This is a genomic window from Ligilactobacillus ruminis DSM 20403 = NBRC 102161 (assembly GCF_900113455.1).
In the GTDB taxonomy this organism is placed as follows: Bacteria; Bacillota; Bacilli; order Lactobacillales; family Lactobacillaceae; genus Ligilactobacillus; species Ligilactobacillus ruminis.
Genome location: NZ_FOPI01000009.1, coordinates 45,310 through 70,338, shown reverse-complemented (window position 1 = coordinate 70,338; position 25,029 = coordinate 45,310). Strand labels below are relative to the sequence as shown.

The window sequence follows — 25,029 nt, the reverse complement described above, 5'->3', positions numbered from 1 at the left end:
TTTGTTCTACTTTCGGAGCCGCGCGGGGCGGATTTGGAGTCGGCGGTAGAACATTTTTTCAATTTTTGGAAAATTTGTTCTACTTTCGGAGCCCGCGGTCGGAAGAATTGGACGCAAGAGTAGACAAAATTTGGCAGAAAGGCGTTGTTTTTGTCTGCCCTAGTGTCCGTGCGGCCATCGCCATTGTTTTGCCTGTAACCGAAGACCGGCATCTACGGGCAAATCTCCAAAATCACCGTTTTTCCCTTAAGCCAGTCTTGGACATTGAGTGAGCAGGCGATTCTCAACGCTGCATTTGACAAAAAAGTTATCAAAATTAAAAAAGCCGGACGAAGTCAGTCACAAATCGACCGTCTTTGTTCAGCATTTAATTTATTTCAAGAGGAAAACGGGACTTTTGTCTCAGCCTCTGATCACTTATGAAAAACGTTATTCAACGTGTACGTGATTACGCGCAAAACCAAATAGCAGATTGAGGAATAAACGAAATAGTAGAGAAGAACAAACAATAAGGGCACGTACCACATCCCCATGGAAAACAGCGAGAAAACGGTCTGGAGCTGCGTATCGTTCGGTGAAGCAAGTGCCAATGTGACGAGTTTGATTAAAATGAGTCCCGCCCCAATGAAAAGACTCAGTGCAAGTTGTTTTTTGTTAATCATGAAAATGCCTCGCAATTCGTTGAGTTCACTTGCCTATTATAGTATGGATCGCAAAAATATGCCAATTTTTAGCTAAAATCAGGAGTGATTACTGAAACATGCAGTTTCTGATTGCTTCACGGAAATTTTTATGGCAAAATCCAGTTTCGGGTCAACGGAAAAATTGTGCAATCACTTAGGAAAAGCGACAGGAAAATAAGGACGGGATTACCGTTATCTCGCGGCTTGATAAATTTTTTCTTATTTATTATTGACAACGCTTTCTGTAAGCGTTATTATGTACGGGTAAGGTATTAATTAGTTTACCTTCTAATCAATTCTCTTTCTCTCTTATGCCAACCACTGTAACCTATGTGATTACGGTGGTTTTTGTTTTGTCTGAACGGATTTTAAGATATAATTGAACCGGGAGTGATTATTATGAAGAGCAACGAGACTTTGAATCTGATTGAAGAAATTACGCGAAATGACGGCAGCAAGTATTACGAAGTGTCGGACATTGCGCAAAACGGTCGTGCAGAACTTGCGGCAATTCGCGGTTTTATCAAAAGCGTGCGGATTTTGCAGCTGAACATTCCGCGTTCAAAAAACGTGATCGCATACGAAAATTACATCAACGAAAATTTTGAGATGCCAAAAGAAGATTTTGACCATTTTGAGGAATGGAAACGAACACCCGAAATGGAGGAAATCGTTGAGAAAATTTTGCGTGAAAATCATATTGCGTAAAAATTCGAATTTTATTTTGGACCGCTGGCGATAAAAATGTTCGGATGCCGACAGGGGTTAAGAAGGCAGCAAGCTGTCTGAAAAAGCAATATTTGGCAACGTTCAAAAATTAAACTGTAAAAAATAAATTTGCATAAAATACCAACGCTTAGTTTATAGATTAAAATAAAATGAAGAAGAGTCTTGTGAGAAAACAGGGCTCTTTTTTGTTAACTGCTTGAAGAACAATGTTGCCTTTGAAAAAAGGTGTAGTTCGTCAAAATATAATGATAGCAAGGGATTAATGAGCTTTGCATCTAGTTTGTCAAAGATGAGATGACATATTTTGGCAAAATTTTAATCTGGTCGCAACAACTATACAGAAGCTCATTTATCATTAATAAAATTCTTAAATTATTCATTGGGAAATAGTTGACTTATCGTTGCGAAAATGGCTTAAAGCGGTAATTGTAAACGCAATCAAAGTTTTTGAATAAAAATGAGAAAATATCAACTAATTTTTATGCAACTGTGATATGATGTCATTAGAGAGGTAATTAACAGATACTGCTGGTCGAATTCTTCAAAGGGGGACTTTTTATGGAAAAAGCGGATTTTAATCTCGAAAATGCGCTCAAAACCTTTGCTGCCGGTGAAAACTATCATGCCGAGCAGCTGTTTGGACCGCATAGAGTTGAGGAAGGTTATCTTTTTCGAGTTTGGGCACCGAATGCGCAAATGATTTGGCTTGTCGGGGATTTTAACGATTGGGAAGACACGCTTCCGATGGAAAAGGACGGGTACGGCGTGTGGAGCGTATTGACTAATGATGCAAAAGAGGGGCAGCTGTACAAGTTTAAGGTCAAGCAAAGCACTGGGAGAATAGTCTACAAGATCGATCCGTATGCGATGAGGTTTGAGGAGCGTCCAAACGATGCTTCGATTATCCATACGATCCCTGAATTTAAATGGAGCGACGGTCTTTGGCGCGGTCGCCAAAAACGCTCCAACTACTTTGAGCGACCGCTGAACATCTATGAAGTACATGCCGGATCTTGGAAAAATCATGATGACGGCAGACCGTATGATTTTGACGATCTGACGGAAGAACTCGTGCCGTATCTCAAGAAAATGAACTATACGCACGTTGAGTTCATGCCGCTGATGGAGCATCCGCTTGATGCTTCATGGGGATACCAATTGATTGGGTATTTCGCGTTTTGTCAGGCTTACGGGAAGCCGGAGCAGTTTCAGCGCTTCGTCGATGAATGCCACAATCAAAACATCGGCGTGATTGTTGACTGGGTTCCCGGACATTACTGCATCAATGATGATGCTTTGGCTTATTTTGACGGAACCGCAACATACGAGTACGAGGACCATGATCGCGCATCGAATCCGGAATGGGGCGCCCTGAATTTTGATTTGGGAAAGCCGCAGGTGCAAGCGTTTTTGATTTCAAGCGCATTCTTTTGGATCGAAAAATTCCACTTGGACGGGCTTCGGATCGATGCGGTGTCGAACATGATTTATCTGGACTATGGCGACAAGCCTTGGAAACCGAATAAATATGGCGGAAATCGCAACCTCGAAGGATGGCATTTTTTGCGCAAGTTCAACAAGGTCGTCAAATTTGCCCATCCGAAGACGATTTTGATTGCTGAAGAAAGCTCAGCGGGTACCAAGGTCACGGGAATGCTTGAAGAAGATTCGCTCGGATTCGATTACAAGTGGAACATGGGCTGGATGAACGACGTTTTGAACTTCTTCCAAATGGATCCTCTTTTTAGAGGCGATCATTTGGATATGCTGACTTTTTCCTGGATGTATCGGATGTCCGAAAATTTCGTTTTGCCGCTGTCGCATGACGAGGTCGTGCACGGCAAGAAGAGCCTGATGAACAAGATGTGGGGCGATCGCTATCGCCAGCTGGCCCAGCTGCGCACGCTTTATGCCTATCAGATGACTCATCCGGGCAAAAAGCTCCTGTTTATGGGAAGCGAATGGGGACAGTATCTTGAATGGAGATATTATGAAGGACTTCCGTTCGGAGATCTGGAAGACGAATTGAATGCTAAAATGCAGCATTTTACTGCAACGCTGAATAAACTGTACAGGGAAGAAAGGTCTCTTTGGGAAACCGAAAACAAACCTGAAAGTCTCGAGGTCATCGATGCCGACAATCGCGAACAGACGATTTTGAGTTTTGTTCGCCACGGAAAGAAGAAAAACGACTTCTTGATCATCATCATGAACCTGACGGCAGTCGAGCAAAATGATTTTTCAATCGGGGTTCCTTATCCCGGAACGTACAAGGAAATTTTGAACACGGAAACAAAGGAATTCGGCGGCACGCTTTTGCGACGCAATCCGCAAAAGAAGACCAACGACGCAACATTTAAAAATTACGATCAGAGCATTAAGACGAACGTGCCGGCATTCGGCACGCTGATTCTGAAGCCGGTCGACGTCAATACGCGCTACGTCAACCATCTCTATCGGATGACGGATGATGAAAGGAAGGCAGGCAGGAGGAAGAAGCGAAGCCCGCGGAAGAAGAAGACGAAGATTACCGTAAAAACGGAATCCGGAAAGACTAAAAAGGTCACAAGCGAAAAATAACAGCAGGAAGGAAGGTGAAGGATGGAGTTTTTCCATCTGGTGAAATGAAAAATGAAATGCTTGCCATGATTCTGGCGGGGGGCAAAGGGACTCGCCTGGGAAAATTAACGCAGAACATCGCAAAGCCGGCTGTGCCCTTTGGCGGAAGGTATCGCATCATTGACTTTACGCTCAGCAACTGCGTGAATTCCGGGGTCAAGAACATCGGCGTCATTACACAGTATCAGCCGCTTGTTTTGAACAATCACATCGGCAATGGCGCAAGCTGGGGACTTGATCGGCTTGATTCCGGCGTCACGATTCTTCAGCCTTATTCGAACAATGAAGGCAGCAAGTGGTTTGAGGGAACGGCACATGCCATTTACCAAAACATCGATTATATCGATATGATGGATCCGGAATACCTGCTTGTTTTATCAGGCGATCACATCTATAAGATGGACTATGAGGACATGCTCAATCAGCATAAGGAAAACAATGCGGCTTTGACCGTTGCCGTAATCGACGTGCCATGGGATGAAGCGAGCCGCTTTGGCATCATGAACACCGATGAGAACGATCGGATCACTGAATTTGAAGAAAAGCCGGCCGAACCGAAGAGCAACCACGCTTCGATGGGAATCTACATCTTCACTTGGGCGCGACTCAGAAACGTTTTGATGAACAGCTTCCAAAAGGACGTCGACATGTACGACTTCGGCAAAAACGTCATTCCGTTTTACATCAAGAGCGGTGACAACGTTTACGCCTACCATTTTTCAGGCTATTGGAAAGACGTTGGCACGATCGATTCCTTGTGGCGCGCAAACATGGAGTTCATCGATGACGAAGGCGGACTTGACATTCGCGATAAGAACTGGCGCATCTATTCTAAAAATCCGATTGCGCCGCCGCAGTTCGTTACCGAAAAAGCTGACGTTGAAAATTCGATGATCGTTGACGGATGCTTCATTTCAGGGGAAGTCAAGCACAGCATCCTGGCGGCCAGCGTTCAGGTCAAAGAGGGTGCTTCAATCAAGGATTCGGTCGTCATGACCGGTGCTTCAATCGGCAAAAACGTCAAGATCAACCGGGCGATTATCGGTGAAAATGCAGTCATCGGAGATGGTGCGGTCATTGACGGAACAGATGAGGTTGCAGTCGTAGGGAATTCAGAAGTGATAGGGGTGACCGTAGATGAAGGCTAACAAGATGTGTGCCATTTTGGGCAACGAACACGAATACAGCGGATTGATGCCGTTGACGGAAAATCGTCCGCTTTCAACGCTTTATTTTGATTGCAAATACAGAATTATGGATTTTGCGATTTCAAGTGCCGCCAATGCCAATATTCGAACGGTTTACATTATTTTGAACGAAGGTCGCGTGAAATCCGTGTTTGATCACCTGGGCGGTGGTCGCGAATGGGGACTTGACAGCATCGGGAGCTATCAGTACCTGAGCTTTTATCAGGATATTTTGCGCAAAAAGGCCGAAGGCAAAGATTATTACTGCAACATCATTGATTTCTTGCGCAAGTCGAAGTCCGCATACACTGTATTTATCGGCAATAAAATGCTGTGCAACATCGATCTTCGAACCGTGCTCAACGTTCATCAGTCACAGAATGCCACGATGACGGCAGTTTTCAAGCGCGTTTCTTGCGAAAAAATCGCAAACGACGACCAGATTCTCGATCTGAGTTCCGACAATCGCGTGACGGGCCACACCAGGTTCGGCAACGTTGAAAAAAATCAAGATTTGTACAATCTGTCGATGAGCATCTTCATGGTCAAGACGGATTGGCTGATAGAAGCCTTGAAGGAAGGCGAAAGCATCGGGATGCCGGCAAGCATCGAGGAATTTTTGATTGAACAGCTCGGCAGGGTCGATACTTATGCTTATGAGTACAGCGGGTATCTCAGCAACATCTACAACATGAAGAGCTATTACGATGCGAACATGGACATGCTTGATCCTGAAAACTTCAATTCGCTGCTGTTTTCAAGTCAAAAGGTGATCACGAGAACGAAAAATGAAGTTGCGACGTATTTTTCAAAGGGTTCAAAGGTCAGCGCAAGTCAGCTGGCAACGGGATGCATCATTGACGGAAAAATTGATCACAGTCTGATTTCGCGGTGTACGACGGTTGAAAAAGATGCGGAAGTCATCGGATCGATCGTGATGGCAAACGCCAATATCAAGCAAGGCGCAAGCGTCAAATATGCGATTTTGGACAAGTGCGTGACGGTCGAACCAAGCGTCAGAATCGAAGGCACGCCTGAAAATCCGGTTGTCATCAAGAAGCATGAGCATGTTTGCGCTGACGTTATCGGGGGGTGAAACAAATGAAAATTCTGTTTACGGCTGCCGAATGCGCTCCGTTCTTTAAGACGGGCGGATTGGGCGATGTTGCGGGAGCCTTGCCGAAAGCTCTCGCCAAGAAAGGCAACGAAGTCCGCGTCGTTTTGCCGTTTTATACGACGATGCCTGAAAAATATCAGGCCAAACTGACCGATTTGTTCAATTTTTACGTCAGCGTCGGTTGGCGCATGCAGTATTGCGGCGTCAAAACGCTGAAGATGGATGGCGTTCAATATTATTTTTTGGACAACAAGTACTATTTTGATCGGCCGGGAATCTACGGGTATTATGATGACGGCGAACGCTTTGCTTTCTTCCAGCAGGCGGTGATCGAGTTGATGCAGCGCATCAGCTACATTCCGGATATTTTGCACTGCAACGATTATCACACGGCATTCATCCCGTTTTTGCTGCGCGAAAAGTACGGCTGGATCGAAGCCTTCAATCACGTTGCGACCGTTTTGACGATTCACAATCTGGAATTTCAAGGGCAATACGGCAGAGAAGTCATGTCGGAATTGTTCGGGATGAGCGCCGATCGCTATGATGACGGCACGATTCAGATGGGAGACGCCGTCAACTTTATGAAAGCGGGCATCTTTTATGCCGATCGCATCAATACCGTCAGCCCGTCTTATGCGGCAGAGATTCAAACGAAAGAATTCGGCTGCGGTCTTGACGACATTTTGAGAATGTGCAGTTTCAAGCTGTCGGGAATTTTGAACGGGATTGATTATGAAACGAACGATCCGGAAAAAGATCCGGCAATTCCTTATAATTTTTCCGTCAAAAATCTTGCCGGCAAGAAAAAGGACAAAGAGGCTCTGCAAAAGAAATTCGGTCTTCCGGTCAAGCCTGACGTGCCTTTGATTGGAATCGTCAGCCGCCTGACCTATCAAAAGGGATTCCAGCTCGTTTCTCAGGAAATGTCGAATCTGATGCAGTTCAACGTTCAGCTCGTCGTGCTTGGAACCGGTTATGCCAACTTTGAGCATGATTTTCGCTATTTTTCAGGGCGCTATCCTGAAAAATGCAGCGCCTGCATCGACTTTGACGTTGAGCTTGCACAGCAGATCTATGCCGGATGCGACATGTTCTTGATGCCGTCCGCATTTGAACCGTGCGGGCTTTCGCAAATGATTTCAATGCGTTACGGCACGCTGCCGATCGTTCATCAGATCGGCGGACTCAGAGATTCGGTATGGGCATATAATCCGATTGAAGGAGTCGGCACTGGATTTGGCTTCGAAGAATTCGGGTCGTTTTGGATGATGGAGGAAATCAAGCAGGCACTAAACGTCTACAACAAGCAGCCAAAAGTCTGGGCAAGCATGATGAAGACGGCGATGACTTCTGATTTCAGTTGGGACAGTGCAAGTCAGAATTATCTTGACTTGTATGAGCAAATTTTACGTTAGTTTACGTTTTTCAAGGAGGGTAAGCGTATGGAAATCACTAAGGAACAGTTTATCAAGGAATTCAAGCGGCGTTTGACCGATGAATATGCTTTGGACGTCAAGGATGCGACGCCGGAAGAGCTGTATCAGACGCTGGCGGCAGTCGTCAAGTCCGGTTATTCCGACATTTGGCGCAAGACGTGGAAGAATTACATCAAAGAAGACCAAAAGCAGGTCTATTATTTTTCAATCGAGTTTTTGCCAGGGAGGCTGCTCAAGAGCAATCTTTTGAACATGGGCTGGTACGAACTGGTTGATTCGGCCTTTAAAGAGATGGGACTCAGTCTGGATGAGATTGCCGAAGCAGAACGCGACATGGCTTTGGGAAACGGTGGACTCGGTCGTTTGGCGAGCGCCTTCATGGATTCGAGCGCATCCGACGGACTCCCGGTCAACGGCAACGGGATTCGCTACAAGTACGGCCTGTTCAAGCAAAAGTTCGTTGATGGCTATCAGGTCGAACTTCCGAACGAATGGCTCAATCAAGGAAACGTCTGGGAAGTTGCGCGCGAAAGCAAGGCCGTTGACGTCAAATTCGGCGGACAGGTCTATTTGGAAGAAGTTGACGGCGTGCTTCAGCCGGTTTACAAAAATTCTTATATCATTCGGGCTGTTCCTTACGATACGGGGATTGTCGGCTACAAAAACAATCACGTCAACACGATGAGATTGTGGGATGCGCAAATTCCTGCTTCAGAAGAAGTCAAGTTTCCGACCATTGAATCGAGAAGAAAAGTCGAAGATCTGACCTCAGTTCTTTACCCGGACGATTCAAACGAAGAAGGACGTTTGTTGAGACTCCGTCAGGAATACTTCTTCGTTTCGGCAGGTCTTCAAAGTATCGTACGCCATTACAAGAAGTACGGCAAGCCGATGAGTGAAATTTCAGATCATATTTCCGTGCACATCAATGATACTCATCCTGCAATGTGCGTCGCTGAATTTATGCGCATTCTGCTTGACGATGAAAAGATGGGCTGGGACGAGGCCTTTGATCAGACCGTCAAGACGATGAGCTACACGAACCACACAATCATGTCGGAAGCGCTTGAAAAATGGCCGGTTTCCTTTATTGAACGCGTGCAGCCGCGCATCATGCAAATCATTGCGGAAATTGACCGGCGCTATGCGCTTGAACTTGCCAAAAGAGCAGAGACCGACCTTATTTCTGGCACGCGCATCGTGAACAACGGCATCGTGCATATGGCACACCTTGCAATCATCGGGTCGCACAGCACGAACGGTGTGGCTAAATTGCATACGGATCTTTTGGAACAAGACGTTTTGAAGGATTTCTACCATCTTTATCCGGAACGTTTCAATAATAAGACGAACGGGATCACGATCAGACGCTGGCTTCAAATCGCTGATCCGCGCCTTGCCAAGATTATCGACAAGACAATCGGAACGAAGTGGCGCAGCAATCCGAAAGAGCTGCACAATCTCGCAACGCATCTCAACGATTGGCGCCTGCTTGCCGATATCGGCAAGGCAAAGCATCAAAACAAGGTCGATCTTGCAAAATATATCAAACAGACGACGGGAATCGTCGTTTCGCCGGATGCGATCTTTGACGTTCAGGTCAAGCGTCTTCACGCATACAAGCGTCAATTGCTCAACTTGCTGAAAATCGTGAAATATTACCTTGATCTGAAGGATGATCCGAAAAAAGACGTCGTGCCGCGCGTCTTCATTTTTGGTGCCAAGGCTGCTCCGAGCTATCATTATGCAAAATCAATCATCAAATGCATCAATGAGGTCGGCAACCTGATCAACAACGACAAAACGATCAAAGACAAGCTCAAGGTCGTCTTCCTGGAAGACTACGGGGTATCGCTTGCGGAAAAGATCATTCCGGCTGCGGACGTCAGCGAGCAGATTTCAACGGCCACAAAGGAAGCATCCGGCACGTCCAACATGAAATTCATGCTCGACGGAGCCTTGACCGTTGCAACGCTTGACGGTGCCAACATTGAAATCAAGGATTACGTGGGCGAGGACAACATTTTTATCTTCGGTCTGAAGAAAGAAGAAGTTTTGCAATACGAAGCCGATCACAGCTATCAGTCAAGCGACTATTACGCAAACGACCCGATTTTGCATCGTGTGCTTGATGCGTTTGTCGACGGAACGATTCCTTCAATCAGCGCAGAAGGTGCGGAAATTTTCAATTCGCTCGTGCGTGACAAAGATGAATACTTTGTTTTGCGCGACTTCGAAGATTATCTGAGAGCACAAAGCGAGGTCGAAAAGACGTACCGCAATCCGTCGCTTTGGAACAAGAAGTGCCTCGTCAACATTGCAAATGCCGGCTACTTCTCATCTGATTATACGATTCAAAAGTACGCTGACGAAATTTGGCACGTTGCCCCTTCTGCCCCGTTAGACGGAAAGGATTGTGGAGCAAATGGCCAATATCCGCTTTAATCCTTGGAGAAAAGAGTACAAGCGACCCTTTGGCGCAATCAAAGCAGGTCAGGCAGCAGAATTCATGATTGAAGTCTATGACGCTTACGTTAAAAGCGTTGAGCTGGAAATTTATCGCGACGGCGAATCAACGCCCTGCATTTTACAGATGGAAGATCAGCATGACGGACGCTATTGCTGCACGTATACGGCAGGCTCTGCTGGACTTTTATTTTATTACTTCAAGCTCGTTTTGTACGAAAATAATTCTGAGCAGACCTATTATTACTGTTTGGGACTTGGCGTCACGCAGAATGAGGGCGAACTTTCCGAGCATTCCTACCAGTTGACGGTGTATGAGCGCGAGGTCGAAGCCCCCGATTGGTATCAGGATGCGGTTTGCTACCAGATTTTTCCGGATCGGTTCGCAAACGGGAATCCCGATGGCAGAATCGACGGCCGCAAGCAGAACAGTTTCATTTACGGGACGGATTCGGATCTGCCGATGTACATCAGAAACAAGGACGGCGGCATTGATCGCTGGGATTTTTACGGCGGCAACATTCGTGGCATCATCGAAAAGATTCCTTATTTAAAGGAGCTTGGCATCACGATGATCTACCTGAATCCCGTTTTTGAGGCGACCAGCAACCATCGCTACGATACCAACGATTACATGAAAATCGATCCGATGCTCGGAACAGAAGATGATTTTGCAGAGCTTTTGCAAAAGCTGCATGCAAACGGGATTCACGTGATTTTGGACGGCGTGTTCAATCACGTTGGCAAAAACAGCCGCTATTTCAATGCGGGCGGACTTTACGGTGATGACGAAGGCGCTTTTCGCAACAAGGAAAGCAAGTATTATTCGTGGTTTCACTTCATTCACTATCCCGATTCCTATGATTCGTGGTGGGGCGTGTCCGACTTGCCGACCGTTGATAAGGAAAATCCGGACTATCAGCAGTTTATCTACGGCAAAAAAGACAGCGTCATCAGCAAGTGGACGGGCTTTGGCGTTGACGGCTGGCGGCTTGACGTTGCGGACGAATTGACGGACGATTTTATTGAAAATATCCGCAAAACTTTGGATGATTATAAGGAGCGCGTCTTGATCGGCGAAGTCTGGGAGGATGCTTCAAACAAGGTTGCCTACTCCAAGCGGCGCCGCTACGTTTATGGCAACGGTCTTTACGGCGTCATGAACTATCCGCTGAGAAAGTGCATCATTGATCTGGTGTTAAGCTCTAGATCTCCGCTTGAAATTGCGCACGAACTGATGCAGCTTCGAGAAAACTATCCGCGAGATTTCTTCTTCAATTCGCTGAACAATTTGGATACGCATGACACCAAGCGCATCATTACGGCGTGTTCGGGAAAGATGCAGCTTGTCAGAACTGCATGGGAGCTATTGTTCATGTTCCCTGGGATTCCTTGCGTTTACTACGGGGATGAAGCTGGTCTTGTCGGTGATTCCGATCCGGACAACCGCCGTTTCTTCCCATGGGGGCACGAGAATCAAGAGATGCTGCAATTCATGAAATGCTTAATTTCAAAGCGCCGGGCGTCGCAGGTGCTGAGTCGCGGTGAGCTATCCTTGTTCGTTAGCGGAACGTTTTTTGGCATCGGTCGCTTTTTGGGCGATGAAGCAGTCGCATATCTGGTCAATGCGTCCGATTGCGAAGCAGAATTTAACCCGGATCAATTGCAAAGTTTCCATGACGAGGCGGGGCTTGGTGCCAAGCTGTGTCAGGCTTTTGCCAAGAAGAAGTTTGGTGCTTGGGAAAGCGCCGAAATATGAAAATTTATTGAAAAACCGCAGTGCCGTTGGGTGCTGCGGTTTTTTTCGCGGAATGGGGGTGGCGCGGATGTTGAGGGTGGTTGTGGTTAGGGGATATTGCGGACGGGAAGCGGCAGAACATTTTTGCAATTTTTAGGGATTTTGTTCTACTTTCGGGGCCGCGCGAGCCGGATTTGGAGTCGGCGGTAGAACATTTTTGCAATTTTTAGATAATTTGTTCTACTTTCGGAGCCGCGCGAGCCGGATTTGGAGTCAGCGGTAGAACATTTTTGCAATTTTTGGAGATTTTGTTCTACTTTCGGGACCGCGCGAGCCGGATTTGGAGTCGGCGGTAGAACATTTTTGCAATTTTTAGGGATTTTGTTCTACTTTCGGAGCCGCGCGAGCCGGATTTGGAGTCAGCGGTAGAACATTTTTGCAATTTTTGGAGATTTTGTTCTACTTTCGGGACCGCGCGAGCCGGATTTGGAGTCGGCGGTAGAACATTTTTTCAATTCTTAGGGATTTTGTTCTACTTCTGGTTCCGCGCGGGGGCTTTTTGAAGGCGGCGGTAGACAAAAAACGGTCGTTTTGCTCCGTTTTTGTCTACTTTGAGGTCCGCGCGGGGCCTTTTTGAAGGCAGCGGTAGACAAAATGCGGTCATTTTGCTCTGTTTTTGTCTACTTCTGAGTCCGCGCGGGGGCTTTTTGAAGGCGGCGGTAGACAAAAAACGGTCGTTTTGCTTTGTTTTTGTCTACTTTGAGGTCCGCGCGGGGGACTTTTGAAGGCAGCGGTAGACAAAATACGATCATTTTGCTTCGTTTTTGTCTACTTCTGGTTCCGCGCGGGGGCTTTTTGAAGGCGGCGGTAGACAAAAAACGGTCGTTTTGCTTTGTTTTTGTCTACTTTGAGGTCCGCGCGGGGGACTTTTGAAGGCAGCGGTAGACAAAATACGATCATTTTGCTTCGTTTTTGTCTACTTCTGGTTCCGCGGCGCTGGATTTAGCCGTGTGAGCAGGCAAAAACGAGTATAAAAGCAGACTTTGGCTGCCGCGAGCACTGCATTTTGCCGTGAAAATTTGGCGAAATACAGTGCTGTTGCAGCAAGCGTCAATCCGATCAATACATAACTTACATTCTTTACATATCCTTTACAAAGCGACCCAACGACCTTTACATTGGAACTTTACAATTGTAATGAAAATAAAGAAAGGGCGATTGTCATGAGAAAGAATTTTCGGATTCTGTGCCTTGTATCGCTGATGGCACTTGTGCTTGTCGGGTGCGGTTCGAAAGCGCAGCAAAAAAGAGAAATTACGGTTGTCGGATCAACGGCGCTGCAGCCGATGGTCGAGATGGCAGCTGAAGAATATCAAAAAGATAATCACGACGTGTCGATTACGGTTCAAGGGGGAGGGTCCGGAACTGGGCTTTCACAAGTTCAGGCAGGAGCGGTTTCGATTGGGAATTCGGATATTTTTGCCGATCAGCAGCCCGGAATCAAGGGCAAGGACTTGGTTGATCACAAGGTCTGCGTGATGGGGCTGGCACCTGTTACGAATAAGGAAGCAGGCATCACGAAACTTACGATGGAGCAGCTTCGCGGGATTTTTTCAGGAAAATACACGAACTGGAAACAGGTCGGAGGTAAAAATCTGGCAATCGTTTTGATCAATCGCGCGCAAGGTTCAGGAACAAGAGCAGCGTTTGAAAGCGCAGTGATGGGAAATGAAAAGATGGCCAAGGCACAGGAACAGGAATCAAACGGGACCGTTTCAAAGATGGTCGCGCACACGCCTGGAGCAATCAGCTATTTGTCATTTTCATATATTTCAAAAGACGTGCTCGGAATCGCAATTGACGGAGTGAAACCGACTGCCGGAAACGTTCAGACGGGTGAATGGAAAATCTGGTCGTATGAACATATGTATACTTACGGCAAACCAAATGAACAAACAAAGAAACTGCTTGGTTATATGAAATCAGATTACGTGCAGAAGAATCTGGTCAAGGCACTGGGCTACGTGTCGATTTCTGAGATGAAGGTCAAAAAAGATTCAAACGGCAAAGTCGTGCCGGTCAAAGAAGGTGAGCGGAATGGATCCGATTAGAGATAAAATATTGAAGCGTTCGAAGGAATCGAACCAGGATGTAATAGGAAAGATTTTGAGTTATGCGGCAATCATTTTGATTTTAGCGGTGGTTGTTTCAATTTTTGCATTCGTGTTTGCAAAAGGAATTGCGACATTTACGGAAAATCATGCGAGTTTAAAGGACTTCTTGACGGGAACCGACTGGAATCCGAACGTCAAAGGCGAAGACGGCAAGCCGCTTGTCGGGGCTTTGCCGATGATCGTCGGATCGTTTGCCGTTACGCTTTTGGCGGCGCTCTTTGCAACACCGTTTGCAATCGGGACGGCCCTTTACATGACGGAACTTTCGTCAAGCAAAGGTCGCGCGTTTATGCAAAGCGTCGTTGAGCTTTTGGTCGGCATTCCTTCCGTCGTTTACGGGTTTATCGGCTTAACCGTCGTCGTGCCGTTCGTGCGCAGTCACTTTGGCGGGTCGGGCTACGGCATTTTGTCGGGGGCGTTCGTTTTGTTCGTAATGGTTCTTCCGACGATCACGTCGATGACGGTCGACAGTTTGAAAGCCGTGCCGAAGCATTACAAATCCGCTTCGCTTGCTCTTGGTGCAACCGAGTGGCAGACGATCTGGCGCGTTATTTTGAGGGCGGCTCTTCCCGGCATCATGACGGCCGTCGTGTTTGGGATGGCGCGCGCATTCGGTGAAGCTTTGGCGGTTCAAATGGTCATCGGCAATGCCTCGCTTTTGCCGACGAGTCTGACGAATCCGGCCTCGACTTTGACCAGCGTGCTGACGATGGGAATCGGCAATACCGTCATGGGAACGGTCGCAAACAACGCATTGTGGTCGCTTGCTTTGGTCTTGCTTTTGATGTCGTTGTTCTTCAATATTTTGGTAAGAATGATTTCAAGAAAGGGGAGAATGTAATTGAATCCAAAAAAGACAAATACGCTTGCGTTGCTGATGATTCGCATCATCGCAGTAATCGTCGTCGTGATTTTGGCATTCTTGATAGGAAGAATTTTGATTCAAGGACTGCCGCACATCTCCTGGAAGTTTCTGACGACGTCATCCAAGGCCTTTACGTCCGGGGGAGGCATCGGCATTCAGTTGTTCAATTCGTTTTATCTGCTGATTTTGACTTTGATAATTTCGTTTCCGATTTCGCTTGGTGCTGGCATTTTTTTGGCTGAATATGCACCGAAAAATGCACTTACGAACGTCATTCGCATGGCAATCGAAATTTTAAGCTCGCTCCCTTCGGTCGTGGTCGGCCTCTTCGGCTTCCTGCTGTTTGTCGTTCAGTTCAAGCTCGGCTTTTCGATTTTGTCCGGTGCAATCGCATTGACGTTTTTCAATCTGCCTTTGCTGACGCGAAATATTGAAGATTCTCTGAATTCCGTGCCGAAGCTTCAGCGTGAAGCAGGGCTTGCACTTGGCCTGTCAAAATGGCATACCGTGATCAAGGTCATCTTGCCGGAAGCAATTCCCGGCATCGTCACCGGCATCGTTTTGTGTGCCGGCAGAATCTTTGGCGAAGCTGCGGCTTTGATTTACACGGCAGGACAAAGTGCAACGAGCGTCGACTTTACGAAATGGAATCCGTTCGATGCGTCAAGTCCTCTGAATCTGTTCAGACCGGCGGAAACTTTGGCCGTGCATATCTGGAAAATCAATTCTGAAGGCATCATGCCGGATGCGGAACAGATTTCGGCCGGATCCTCGGCCGTTTTGATCATTGCCGTCTTGATCTTCAACTTATCGGCACGTTTCTTGGGACAAAAGCTTTATCAGCATTTGACGGCGGCAAAACAGGGGTGAGAAGATGGATGCTTTGAAATATGACTTAAAAGATACCTATATTGTGCGGTTCAATCAAAAAGAAACCGAAATTGCGATGACGACGAATAATCTGCAGGTTTTCTACGGCAATAAGCAGGCCTTCTTTGACGGCAATATGCAATTTCCGAAAAACAGGATCACTGCTTTAATCGGAGCTTCCGGTTCAGGCAAATCCACGTTCCTGCGCAGCCTCAATCGAATGAACGACGACGTGGCGCGCGTCGAAGGTCAGATCATGTATCGCGGAATCGACATCAATTCAAGAAACATCAACGTTTACGAAATGCGAAAACACGTGGGCATGGTGTTTCAGCGTCCGAATCCTTTTTCAAAATCCATTCGCGACAACATCACGTTTGCGCTGAAGGAAAAAGGCTTGAAAGACAAGGTCGAACAAGACCGAATCGTTGAAGAAAGCCTGAAAGGTGCGGCTTTATGGGATGAGGTCAAAGACGATCTTGACAAAAGCGCCTTGGCCCTTTCAGGCGGGCAGCAGCAGCGCTTGTGCATCGCACGCGCAATTGCGATGAAACCGGATATTTTGCTGATGGATGAGCCATGCAGCGCGCTCGATCCGATTTCGACTTTAAAAGTTGAGGAAACGATGCTGAAATTAAAGGAAAGATACACGATCATCATCGTGACTCATAACATGCAACAGGCCTCAAGGGTCAGCGACTACACTGCATTTTTCCATATGGGACACGTGATCGAATACGACAAGACGAAGCATATCTTTACGAATCCGGCAATCAAGGCGACTGAAGATTATGTTTCCGGAAACTTCGGGTAGGTGGAATTATGAACGAAATTATTACGACAAAAGACGTTCATCTGTACTATGGCAAAAAAGAAGCGCTGAAAGGCATCACGCTTGATTTTCCGCAAGGCGGCATTCACGCTTTGATCGGTCCTTCCGGTTGCGGCAAATCCACGTATCTGCGCTGCTTGAATCGAATGAACGACATGATTGAAAACGTCAAGATCACTGGCGACATCAGGCTTGACGGAAATGACATCTATTCGCCGCAAACCGACACGGTTACGCTCAGAAAGCGCGTGGGCATGGTGTTTCAGCAGCCAAATCCATTTCCGTTTTCAATTTATGAAAACATTGTCTACGGGTTGAGGATTGCAGGCATCAAGGACAAAGAGGTTTTGGACGAACGCGTTGAAACAAGTCTCAAACAGGCGGCAATCTGGGATGAGGTCAAAGACGATCTGAAAAAAAGCGCCATGGCTCTTTCAGGCGGGCAGCAGCAGCGCATTTGCATCGCACGCGTGCTTGCCGTCAGACCTGAAGTGATTTTGCTTGACGAACCAACGAGCGCGCTTGATCCTGTTTCAAGCAGTTTGATCGAAGAGATGCTCTTGAAGCTCAAAGAAGAGTATACTTGTATCATAGTGACTCATAACATGCAGCAGGCCTCAAGAATTTCTGACACGACGTCATTTTTCTTGAACGGCGAGCTGATCGAAACGGGGCTGACCAAGAAAATTTTTGTGACGCCGGACAACAAAAAGACCGATGATTATTTAAGCGGACGTTTCGGATAATAATTGAGGAAGGGAGAAAAATATGCGACATATAGACACTCAAATCATGGCTTTGAGACAAGAATTCATCACGATGGGTCTTGAAGTTTTGGAAGCAGTCAAAAAAACGGTTACGGCTTTTGAAGAAGGCAACGAAAAACTTGCGCAGGAAGTGATCGACCACGATGAGGTCATCAACGGCAAAGAAACTCACCTTGAAAAGAAATCTGCTCAGGTAATTGCCTTGCAGCAGCCGGTGACGATGGATCTGCGCGAAATCATTTCGATTTTGAAAGCAAGCGCCGACTTGGAACGTCTGGCCGACCATGCCGTCAACATTTCTGAAACGGTGCTTGATCTGAAGCTTCACGAAAGAAACGAACAAATTGACGAGCTGTTGACGAGGATGGGCGAAAACGTCGCCAAGATGCTGCAGGATATTTTGGATGCGTATACTGAAGTCGATGACGGACATGCCGTCGAAATTGCCGAGAGGGATGCGACAAACGACGAAATCTATTCAAAGGTCAACACCTTATCCGTCAAGCTGCTCCAAACAAGCCCGGAAAATACGGGCGAAGGCATCGATTATCTGAAAATTGCGAACAGGCTTGAACGCATCGGTGACTACATTACGAATATTGCCGAGTGGATCGTTTACACGAAACGCGGAAAGATCGTTGAATTAGGCAAAAAAGATATTTGAGAAAACAGGCTTGCAGATCGGGCAGGCCTTTTTTGATAAATACAGTGATGCATAACTAATCTGAGTCAAGACCTCATTCAGATTTACGGACAAAGCCCTCATTTTTAGCGATATGTCCGTAAACGGCTTGCCAAATGCAGTGCCTGCTTAATCAGCGTACCACGGACATCATCTCCTTTTGGTCATTTTGATGCATGGAAATTCCCCCTTTTGGTTGTTAAAAAACTCCCCCGTTTCCTTAACGTTGCCTTGAGAACGACCTTTTGGCTGTTAAAAAGCGCATATCCAAACTCCAGGACGATTTGCGATTAACCGCAAAGCCATCCAGGGGCAATTTGCGGCATGATTTTCCTCCAGCCTTTTGTTTTGGTCAGAAGCTCTGCATTTGACAAGCACGACCAAAATCGGGCGGTTGTGAGATGATTCGGACAGTTTGAAAATTGTAAGTGCTTTTCAATGATAATCAGTGAAAATTCATAAAAACAGGTGCTTTGATAAGGGGAAATGTGTTAAAATGAGAGTGTACTCAGAAGAGTAATTTTACTGAAATCTTTTAGGAGGCTGTTTTATGTCATTCGTAAACGGTAACGCAATCTTTGGTGCAGCTCGTAAAGGCCACTACTGTGTTGGTGCTTTCAACACAAACAACTTGGAATGGACACGTGCTATTCTCAAGGGTGCTCAAGAAAAGAACGTTCCTGTTCTTATTCAAGTTTCTATGGGCGCTGCTAAGTACATGGGCGGCTACAAGCTTGTTCGCGACTTGGTTGCAAACGAAATGGAAGCTATGAACATCACGGTTCCTGTTGTTATGCACTTGGACCATGGTAACTACGAAGCTGCCAAGGAATGTATCGAAGCTGGTTACTCATCAGTTATGTTCGACGGCCATGATCTTCCGCTTGAAGAAAACTTGGCTAAGACAAAGGAAATCGTTGAATTGGCACACGCTCACGGCATGTCCGTTGAAGCTGAAGTTGGTTCAATCGGTGGTACAGAAGACGGCATCACTGGTGCAGGTGAACTTGCTTCCGTTGAAGACGCTAAAAAGATGGCTGCTACAGGCGTTGATTACCTTGCATGTGGTATTGGCAACATCCACGGCAAGTATCCAGCAGACTGGGCTGGCTTGAACTTCGATCGTTTGAAGGAAATTGCTGATGCACTTCCAGATATGCCACTTGTTTTGCACGGTGGTTCTGGTATCCCACAAGAACAAGTTGAAAAGGCTATTTCTTTGGGTATCTCCAAGCTTAACATCAACACGGAATGCCAATTGGCATTTGCTGATGCTACACGCAAGTACATCGAAGCTGGCAAGGATCAAGAAGGCAAGGGTTACGACCCACGTAAGCTTCTTGCACCTGGCACACAAGCTATCACAGATACAGTTGAAGAAATCATCGGCTGGATGGGTACACCATCAATCGACTAATTCTTTAGTTGATATGAGGAAAAGGGTCGCCTTTGGGGCGGCTCTTTTTTTGTGGGGAAAATTAGTAAAATTTGATATTGACAGCATAAATTAATCGAAATATAATTCAATTGTTAGATGTATTTCTTTTTTGGAGAATGTATTGAAATGAAAAAATAGGTTTAAAATTAATGATTTTGCTAACAATGTTGGTTGCGGCATTCGAAATTAGCGCAGGCGATTTGATTTCTGCTAATAATCACTCTGATACTCGGTTCTCCAGATATAATCCTGGTGATGGTGGCAATTTAGCTACTGGAGCGCGTAAAAAAACGGATGCAAGTTCAATGTATACTTACAATGACAGGTCTGACGGACCATATGTTGCAATGGCATATGCAGCTCGTGGACCTCGGGATATTAATAAGGCTAAAGGATTTTATAAGGCATACAAAGTTAGAAAAGGACAACGTGTGTATGTTAAAAATTTAGTCTACGAAAATGGGTATAGATATGGTGGCTTGTTAATTTCGCCATATTGTGGACATGTAAATATGCTTTGGAGTCCGGATAGCATTTAGTTAACTTGTAATCAGCAAGAGATACACCTAACATTTACTTGAAATTTAATCGCATTGGGGGGAATACCTGTGAGAAAAAAATACACGACTTTTACCATCATAGCTTTGTCGGCTTTCGTTTTGGCATTTGCTTTTGTCAGAAACGGGAATTTTTTGAATGATTTGTTGCCTGAAAGCAAGGCAAGCTATGGTAAAAAAGTTAAGCTTTCTAAGAATGTCAGGTCAAAGAGAAGAGGGGATTTTCTTGAAGTTGAGACCGATGATATGAAAACCGTCAAGATGAATGAATCTTATCAAAATGACGGTGTAGAATACCGAGTTCTTTCGGCTGTATCCAGCAAAAAATTAGTTAACATCGAACGAACGGACAGGAAATATTATTATGATGAGAAAATTTCGATGGATGCAAATAACAATTTGGTTGGTGATGATTCATACGTAACGTTGGAAATTTTAGCTAAAAATAAAAATAATCGTGATTATACTTTTCATCTTCCTAGTGCGCAGTTAAGGGTCAAAGGCGGCAAGGACACAATAGAAGATTACGAGGCAATGTTGATGAATCCCTTTGATGAGATGGGACATCTTAAGCTTGAGCACGGCAAGGAAAGAAAATTTTATATCGCATTTGTCGTTAAGGATACCGAGTTGAAAGATTATCATGACAGGTTGTGTCTGTTGATTGACGGAAAAGGCCAGCTGATAGGGGACTCAAAGCATTTAACGGAAGTTGATTTGAGAATTGACAAGGTGAAGGGGTAGTATTTTGGGAGCAATTTTTAAAGTTGATTTAAAGCGAGCATTTTTATCCAGGGGGTTTTTGATTGCAATTTGGGGTGGATGCATTTTATGCGTCTGGCAGTTTGCTGAAAGAATTCCCAGCATGTTGTTTATTATGAAACAGGTTGTTTCTGGAAATTCAGGGTATGATTCGCCCGATGTGCTTTATGGCAGTTGGCTTGGCGCGGCGTGCGGAGATGTTCAGAACAATTACTTTTTTTTGATTTTACCGCTTCTTGCAGTGCTTCCGATCGGGAGCAATCTTTATCAAGATATTCAAACAGATTATTTAAAACAATTGGAACTTCGAGTCAAAAGGAAACAGGTGCTATTTGCTAAGTGGCTGGCTGCTTTTGTTTCGGGAGCGGTTACCGTAACGTTGCCGCTTTTATTGAGCTTGTTGCTGTATATGAGTTTTTTGCCGGTCACAAAAATGTATTCTGGCGGAACGGCGGCATTAATGTTGGGGATATCGGATACCGATGCGATTGCGAACGTTCTTCTCCCTGAGCACCCGATGATTTATACGTTGTTTAGTTTATGTTTGATATTCATGATATCAGGTTTGTTTGCAGCTTCGTCGTTAATAACGGCATATGTTTCCGAGTATCGGGCGGTTGCACTGACGTTGCCGTTTGTTTTGAATTTGGCAATACTGACCGTATTCAAATCAGTCGGATGGTACGAAAAAAGCTTTACGGCATATATTCAGCCAGGTGGGACGGGGGCCATAGGTTTAGTCACGAACGTGATGACGATATTATTCTTATTGATCACCCTTCTTCCCGTTTTTTTCAGGTTGGGGGATGATTGATTTTGAAAAAATGCAGAGCAGAGACGTTGCTTATTTTTTTGAACGTCCTTTTGACGATTTTTTTTGAATTAAACAGTATCAAGAATTTTCAAAGTTATGAATTGAGCTACAGTGTTGCGGATGGGCTCGTTTCATGTTTGAACGTCCGCATTATCGGCATGTGCGGGATTTTATCAGCGATTGTTGCTGAGATAGTCATTTTTAAAAATGATTTCAAAATAAACTATGCAATCAGAAACAAGAGCCGGCAAAAAATATTTTTGAAACAGGTTTTAAGATTATTTTGGTTCAGTTTCTTTTCAACGCTTGCGGTCTATACGGCAACAATTTTGCTTTATTTGTTTTACAGCAACGTTCTGATCGATTGGAGCTATGGATCAAGCGTTTTTTACGCAACGATCAAACACGTTTCTCATGCAGATTTCTTGCTTGTTTTGGTGATGACCGTTTTTTGCTATTTTGTGGTGCTTTTTTCATTATTGTCAGTATTTTTGATGTTGCGTTGGATTTTCAAAAATTATCTTTGGGGATTTTTGATTTTTTTGATGATGATTGCATATGATTCTATCGTAATCGAAAAAGATCGTTTGATTTTTTCGGCAACGAAGCTGGTTTCTTATTACTCAAGCTGGAATAAGCCGTTCATGATGATAGCGGAATGGTTGTTTTTTATGACAGTATTGGTGATGGGCGTGTTTTTCTTCAGCAAATCGAGGTTCGTTAACAGGGGGGAACTTTGTTGATCAAGAAGTTTACATATGATTTGAGAGGTATTTTTTTGCAAAATCAAAAGTGGCTCATGATTACGTTGATGATAACTTTTTTGGTCTCGCTCGATGATTACGGCAACAAAGGAACGGCGGCAATTCTTGAGTTTTTCAGAGGAATACCAATCTACTGGAGAAATGACCTGCCGTTCTGTTTGATTTTAACTTTTTATCTCATTTTATATTCGGCAGTGCTTTATCTGGCAAAGGAAAGCAACGACAGCAAAACAAACGTCTTGCTGCATTTTTCAAGCAAGAAAATTTGGATTGAAAGCAAGCTTTTTTGTTTGACGATTTATGCGCTTGGCGATTTGGCGATGATTTATTTGGGATTGTTTTCTTTTTCCTTTCTTTTCCCCAAAAGGATTTCTCAAGGTAATTTGGCTCAAGCGATACCGCAACCAGAAATTATCAAATATCTTTTTATAACGGTTCCTGTCTGCTTGTGCTTTTTGCTTGCAATCGGAATTTTGGCATATTATCTCATTAATTTTGCTTCATCGCTGATGATAATGTTTTTGATTATAATAATGTCATTTTTCAAATTTTCTGAATGGAACCCGTTTACCTTTTTCATGTTGCAAAGAAGCACGTTCGTATCAGTTTCAGGAGTGAATTTTACAAAATCGTGGGTATTTATCGTGCCGCTTTGTGTAATTTATGTCGGGTTGATAATATTTGCCGATAAATTGGAGATTTTAAAAGAAAAAAAGAGGGATTAAGATGGAAATAGAGTTGTCAAACGTTACCAAAACAATAAAAAAACAACAAATTTTACGCGGCATAAATTTTAAACTGCAATCCGGAAACATTTATGGATTACGTGGCAAAAACGGTGCCGGAAAGAGCGTGCTGTTGAAATTGATTTGTGGAATCGATACGCCGACCGAGGGCGAAATCAGAATTGACGGCCAGGTTCTCGGGAAAGACATATCTTTTCCAAAAAGCGTCGGGGCACTGATTGAAAGCCCGAGCCTGATTGAAAATCAAACGGCGATGGGAAATTTGAAATCACTTGGCGCCATCAAGAAGATTGCGACTCAAGAACAGATGGAATCTTTGCTGCAATATTTTGGACTTGATCCAAAAGACAAGAAGAAAGTCAAGAAGTATTCGCTTGGGATGCGGCAGAAGCTTGGCATCATCATGGCGTTGTTTGAAAATCCGGAGCTGATTATCTTGGACGAGCCGCTTAATGCGCTTGATGAGCAAAGCAGCCAGCTGTTGTTGGAACTTGTAAAAAAATACAGAGCGGACGGCAGCTTGATTATTGTAGCATCTCATGATCGAGAAGAACTTGATTATTTATCGGACGTTGTTTTGGAGTTAAAAGACGGCAAGATAAAGGCAGGTCAGACAAATGAAAGCTAAAAAAATAATGGCAGGGTGCCTGCTTGTGTTATTCTGTATGATTTTTGCAAATATCCTGCGCGTCAATCTTTCGTATAAAGAACCGCAAAGACTTGACTATAAACTGAACGAAAAAGTTTCATTGGAAAACGGCGCAAGCATGAAGGTTGAATCTTTTAAATTTTTGAATACTGCAGAATATGAACGCTACATTAAGAAGAATTTTCCGAATGAAACAGTTGAAGGCAAGGAGGGCGTTAAGGCCATTTTAGTCAAAGTCAAAGAGCACGGAAAAATTTCTGGGGCAGGTGATTTGAAACAGATGCAGCTTAATGCCGGAAATTTTCAAAATGCATCGGCAATCGAATTTAACCAAACCAAAAAAGATATTTCAACGTATATTTACGAAATTCCCTCGTCCTTGATGACAAATGATCATTTCAAAAATGCTTCCAAATTGAAGTACCGGCTTGTAGTAAGATGTTATCCAAAACAAATTTTTGTCAATTTGAATTAAGTTGATTGTAATCCTCGTTGTTGAATGGGGATTTTTTTGTTGATAAACATGCATTTACTGTCAAAACTGAAAATGGTTCAGACTCTGCATTTTACAGACGGAAAGTCAAAATATTTGCTAGACCAGCGGTTGACAATTATAATGAAGGTGTAGTTGTAACCGATGTCACAAAAAATGAGGTGTTTAAGATGAAGTATCAAAAGACAAAAGAAGTTTTGAATCAATTAGTGGCCGATCTGAGTCAGATGGCAATGGTCATTCATCAGACTCACTGGTACATGCGCGGGACGAACTTTTTGAAGCTGCATCCTTTGATGGATGAGTTCATGGATGAAATCAACGCTCAGCTCGACGTGATTTCGGAGAGACTGATTACGCTTGACGGGGAACCGTTTTCGACTTTGAGAGAAATGGCCGATCATACGGGGATCAAAGATGAGAAGGGAACTTTTGGAAAAGGAACGCCGGAGCGCTTGGCAACGCTTGTCAAAGATTATCGCTATCTGGAAGAGCTTTATCAAAAGGGAATTGAAGTTTCTGATGAAGAAAAAGATTACAGCACTCAAGATATTTTCATCGGATTCAAGACTGAGATTGAAAAGAAGATTTGGATGATTCAGGCCGAATTGAATGAAGCTCCTGAAATTGACGCATAG

General features: G+C 44.8%; 24 protein-coding genes. 23 read left to right on the top strand and 1 reads right to left on the bottom strand.

The window, feature by feature from the left end; translation table 11 throughout:
* The coding region (locus BMZ95_RS11410) for a hypothetical protein (RefSeq protein WP_225357349.1) at window positions 1-272 on the top strand (272 nt) is incomplete at its 5' end.
* Between the two features lie 141 nt (window positions 273-413).
* Here the strand turns inward: BMZ95_RS11410 and BMZ95_RS03705 are convergent.
* Window positions 414-662 (bottom strand): hypothetical protein, encoded by a 249-nt coding sequence (locus tag BMZ95_RS03705; protein ID WP_014073930.1) that lies wholly within the window; start codon window positions 660-662, stop codon window positions 414-416.
* A 420-nt stretch (window positions 663-1,082) separates the two neighbouring features.
* Between BMZ95_RS03705 and BMZ95_RS03700 the strand changes: the two genes are divergently transcribed.
* The 22 genes from BMZ95_RS03700 to BMZ95_RS03590 all read left to right on the top strand — a co-directional run bounded on the left by BMZ95_RS03700 (window position 1,083) and on the right by BMZ95_RS03590 (window position 25,029).
* Window positions 1,083-1,391 (top strand): hypothetical protein, encoded by a 309-nt coding sequence (locus BMZ95_RS03700; protein WP_014073929.1) that lies wholly within the window; start codon window positions 1,083-1,085, stop codon window positions 1,389-1,391.
* Between the two features lie 579 nt (window positions 1,392-1,970).
* Window positions 1,971-3,992 carry a 1,4-alpha-glucan branching protein GlgB gene (gene glgB / locus BMZ95_RS03695; protein ID WP_014073928.1) on the top strand — a complete coding sequence of 674 codons (2,022 nt, stop codon included), beginning with the start codon at window positions 1,971-1,973 and terminating at the stop codon, window positions 3,990-3,992.
* Window positions 3,993-4,036: 44 nt separating this feature from the next.
* The gene (locus BMZ95_RS03690) at window positions 4,037-5,179 is read left to right on the top strand and encodes a glucose-1-phosphate adenylyltransferase (RefSeq protein WP_046921973.1); all 1,143 of its coding nucleotides are present in this window, start codon (window positions 4,037-4,039) and stop codon (window positions 5,177-5,179) included.
* Window positions 5,169-6,314 carry a glucose-1-phosphate adenylyltransferase subunit GlgD gene (gene glgD, locus BMZ95_RS03685; RefSeq protein WP_014073927.1) on the top strand — a complete coding sequence of 382 codons (1,146 nt, stop codon included), beginning with the start codon at window positions 5,169-5,171 and terminating at the stop codon, window positions 6,312-6,314. Before BMZ95_RS03690 ends, glgD begins: the two co-directional genes overlap by 11 nt.
* 5 nt (window positions 6,315-6,319) lie before the next feature.
* A complete protein-coding gene (gene glgA, locus BMZ95_RS03680; RefSeq protein ID WP_014073926.1) occupies window positions 6,320-7,753 on the top strand; it encodes a glycogen synthase GlgA in 1,434 nt (477 codons plus the stop codon).
* A 27-nt stretch (window positions 7,754-7,780) separates the two neighbouring features.
* A complete protein-coding gene (locus BMZ95_RS03675) occupies window positions 7,781-10,219 on the top strand; it encodes a glycogen/starch/alpha-glucan phosphorylase (RefSeq protein ID WP_046921943.1) in 2,439 nt (812 codons plus the stop codon).
* A complete protein-coding gene (locus BMZ95_RS03670; protein ID WP_046921944.1) occupies window positions 10,200-11,999 on the top strand; it encodes an alpha-amylase family glycosyl hydrolase in 1,800 nt (599 codons plus the stop codon). The genes BMZ95_RS03675 and BMZ95_RS03670 overlap by 20 nt, the downstream gene beginning before the upstream one ends.
* Before the next feature lie 1,202 nt (window positions 12,000-13,201).
* Window positions 13,202-14,089 carry a phosphate ABC transporter substrate-binding protein PstS family protein gene (locus BMZ95_RS03660; RefSeq protein ID WP_046921945.1) on the top strand — a complete coding sequence of 296 codons (888 nt, stop codon included), beginning with the start codon at window positions 13,202-13,204 and terminating at the stop codon, window positions 14,087-14,089.
* Complete coding sequence (pstC, locus tag BMZ95_RS03655; RefSeq protein WP_046921946.1) at window positions 14,076-14,993, top strand: phosphate ABC transporter permease subunit PstC; 918 nt, start codon at window positions 14,076-14,078, stop codon at window positions 14,991-14,993. The genes BMZ95_RS03660 and pstC overlap by 14 nt, the downstream gene beginning before the upstream one ends.
* Window positions 14,994-15,887 carry a phosphate ABC transporter permease PstA gene (pstA, locus tag BMZ95_RS03650; RefSeq protein WP_014073922.1) on the top strand — a complete coding sequence of 298 codons (894 nt, stop codon included), beginning with the start codon at window positions 14,994-14,996 and terminating at the stop codon, window positions 15,885-15,887.
* 13 nt (window positions 15,888-15,900) lie between these two features.
* Window positions 15,901-16,701 (top strand): phosphate ABC transporter ATP-binding protein PstB, encoded by an 801-nt coding sequence (pstB, locus tag BMZ95_RS03645; protein WP_014073921.1) that lies wholly within the window; start codon window positions 15,901-15,903, stop codon window positions 16,699-16,701.
* An 8-nt stretch (window positions 16,702-16,709) separates the two neighbouring features.
* Window positions 16,710-17,465 carry a phosphate ABC transporter ATP-binding protein PstB gene (gene pstB, locus BMZ95_RS03640; RefSeq protein ID WP_014073920.1) on the top strand — a complete coding sequence of 252 codons (756 nt, stop codon included), beginning with the start codon at window positions 16,710-16,712 and terminating at the stop codon, window positions 17,463-17,465.
* A 22-nt stretch (window positions 17,466-17,487) separates the two neighbouring features.
* Window positions 17,488-18,150: a phosphate signaling complex protein PhoU gene (gene phoU / locus BMZ95_RS03635; RefSeq protein WP_014073919.1), complete on the top strand. Its 663-nt coding sequence runs from the start codon at window positions 17,488-17,490 to the stop codon at window positions 18,148-18,150.
* A 568-nt stretch (window positions 18,151-18,718) separates the two neighbouring features.
* Window positions 18,719-19,585, top strand: coding sequence for a class II fructose-1,6-bisphosphate aldolase (gene fba, locus BMZ95_RS03630; RefSeq protein ID WP_014073916.1), 867 nt, complete (start codon window positions 18,719-18,721; stop codon window positions 19,583-19,585).
* Window positions 19,586-19,755: 170 nt separating this feature from the next.
* A complete protein-coding gene (locus BMZ95_RS03625) occupies window positions 19,756-20,145 on the top strand; it encodes a DUF2712 domain-containing protein (RefSeq protein ID WP_046921947.1) in 390 nt (129 codons plus the stop codon).
* 69 nt (window positions 20,146-20,214) lie between these two features.
* Window positions 20,215-20,907 carry a hypothetical protein gene (locus tag BMZ95_RS03620; RefSeq protein WP_046921948.1) on the top strand — a complete coding sequence of 231 codons (693 nt, stop codon included), beginning with the start codon at window positions 20,215-20,217 and terminating at the stop codon, window positions 20,905-20,907.
* A gap of 133 nt (window positions 20,908-21,040) precedes the next feature.
* Entirely contained in the window at window positions 21,041-21,739 is a 699-nt protein-coding gene (locus BMZ95_RS03615) for a hypothetical protein (RefSeq protein ID WP_143454945.1), read from the top strand.
* 2 nt (window positions 21,740-21,741) lie between these two features.
* On the top strand, window positions 21,742-22,482 hold the full coding sequence (locus tag BMZ95_RS03610; protein WP_046921950.1) for a hypothetical protein: 741 nt from the start codon (window positions 21,742-21,744) through the stop codon (window positions 22,480-22,482).
* Window positions 22,479-23,228 carry a hypothetical protein gene (locus tag BMZ95_RS03605; RefSeq protein WP_041820070.1) on the top strand — a complete coding sequence of 250 codons (750 nt, stop codon included), beginning with the start codon at window positions 22,479-22,481 and terminating at the stop codon, window positions 23,226-23,228. The genes BMZ95_RS03610 and BMZ95_RS03605 overlap by 4 nt, the downstream gene beginning before the upstream one ends.
* A 1-nt stretch (window position 23,229) precedes the next feature.
* Window positions 23,230-23,877 carry an ABC transporter ATP-binding protein gene (locus BMZ95_RS03600; RefSeq protein WP_046921951.1) on the top strand — a complete coding sequence of 216 codons (648 nt, stop codon included), beginning with the start codon at window positions 23,230-23,232 and terminating at the stop codon, window positions 23,875-23,877.
* Window positions 23,867-24,373, top strand: coding sequence for a hypothetical protein (locus BMZ95_RS03595; RefSeq protein WP_046921952.1), 507 nt, complete (start codon window positions 23,867-23,869; stop codon window positions 24,371-24,373). The genes BMZ95_RS03600 and BMZ95_RS03595 overlap by 11 nt, the downstream gene beginning before the upstream one ends.
* A 188-nt stretch (window positions 24,374-24,561) precedes the next feature.
* A complete protein-coding gene (locus BMZ95_RS03590; protein WP_014073909.1) occupies window positions 24,562-25,029 on the top strand; it encodes a Dps family protein in 468 nt (155 codons plus the stop codon).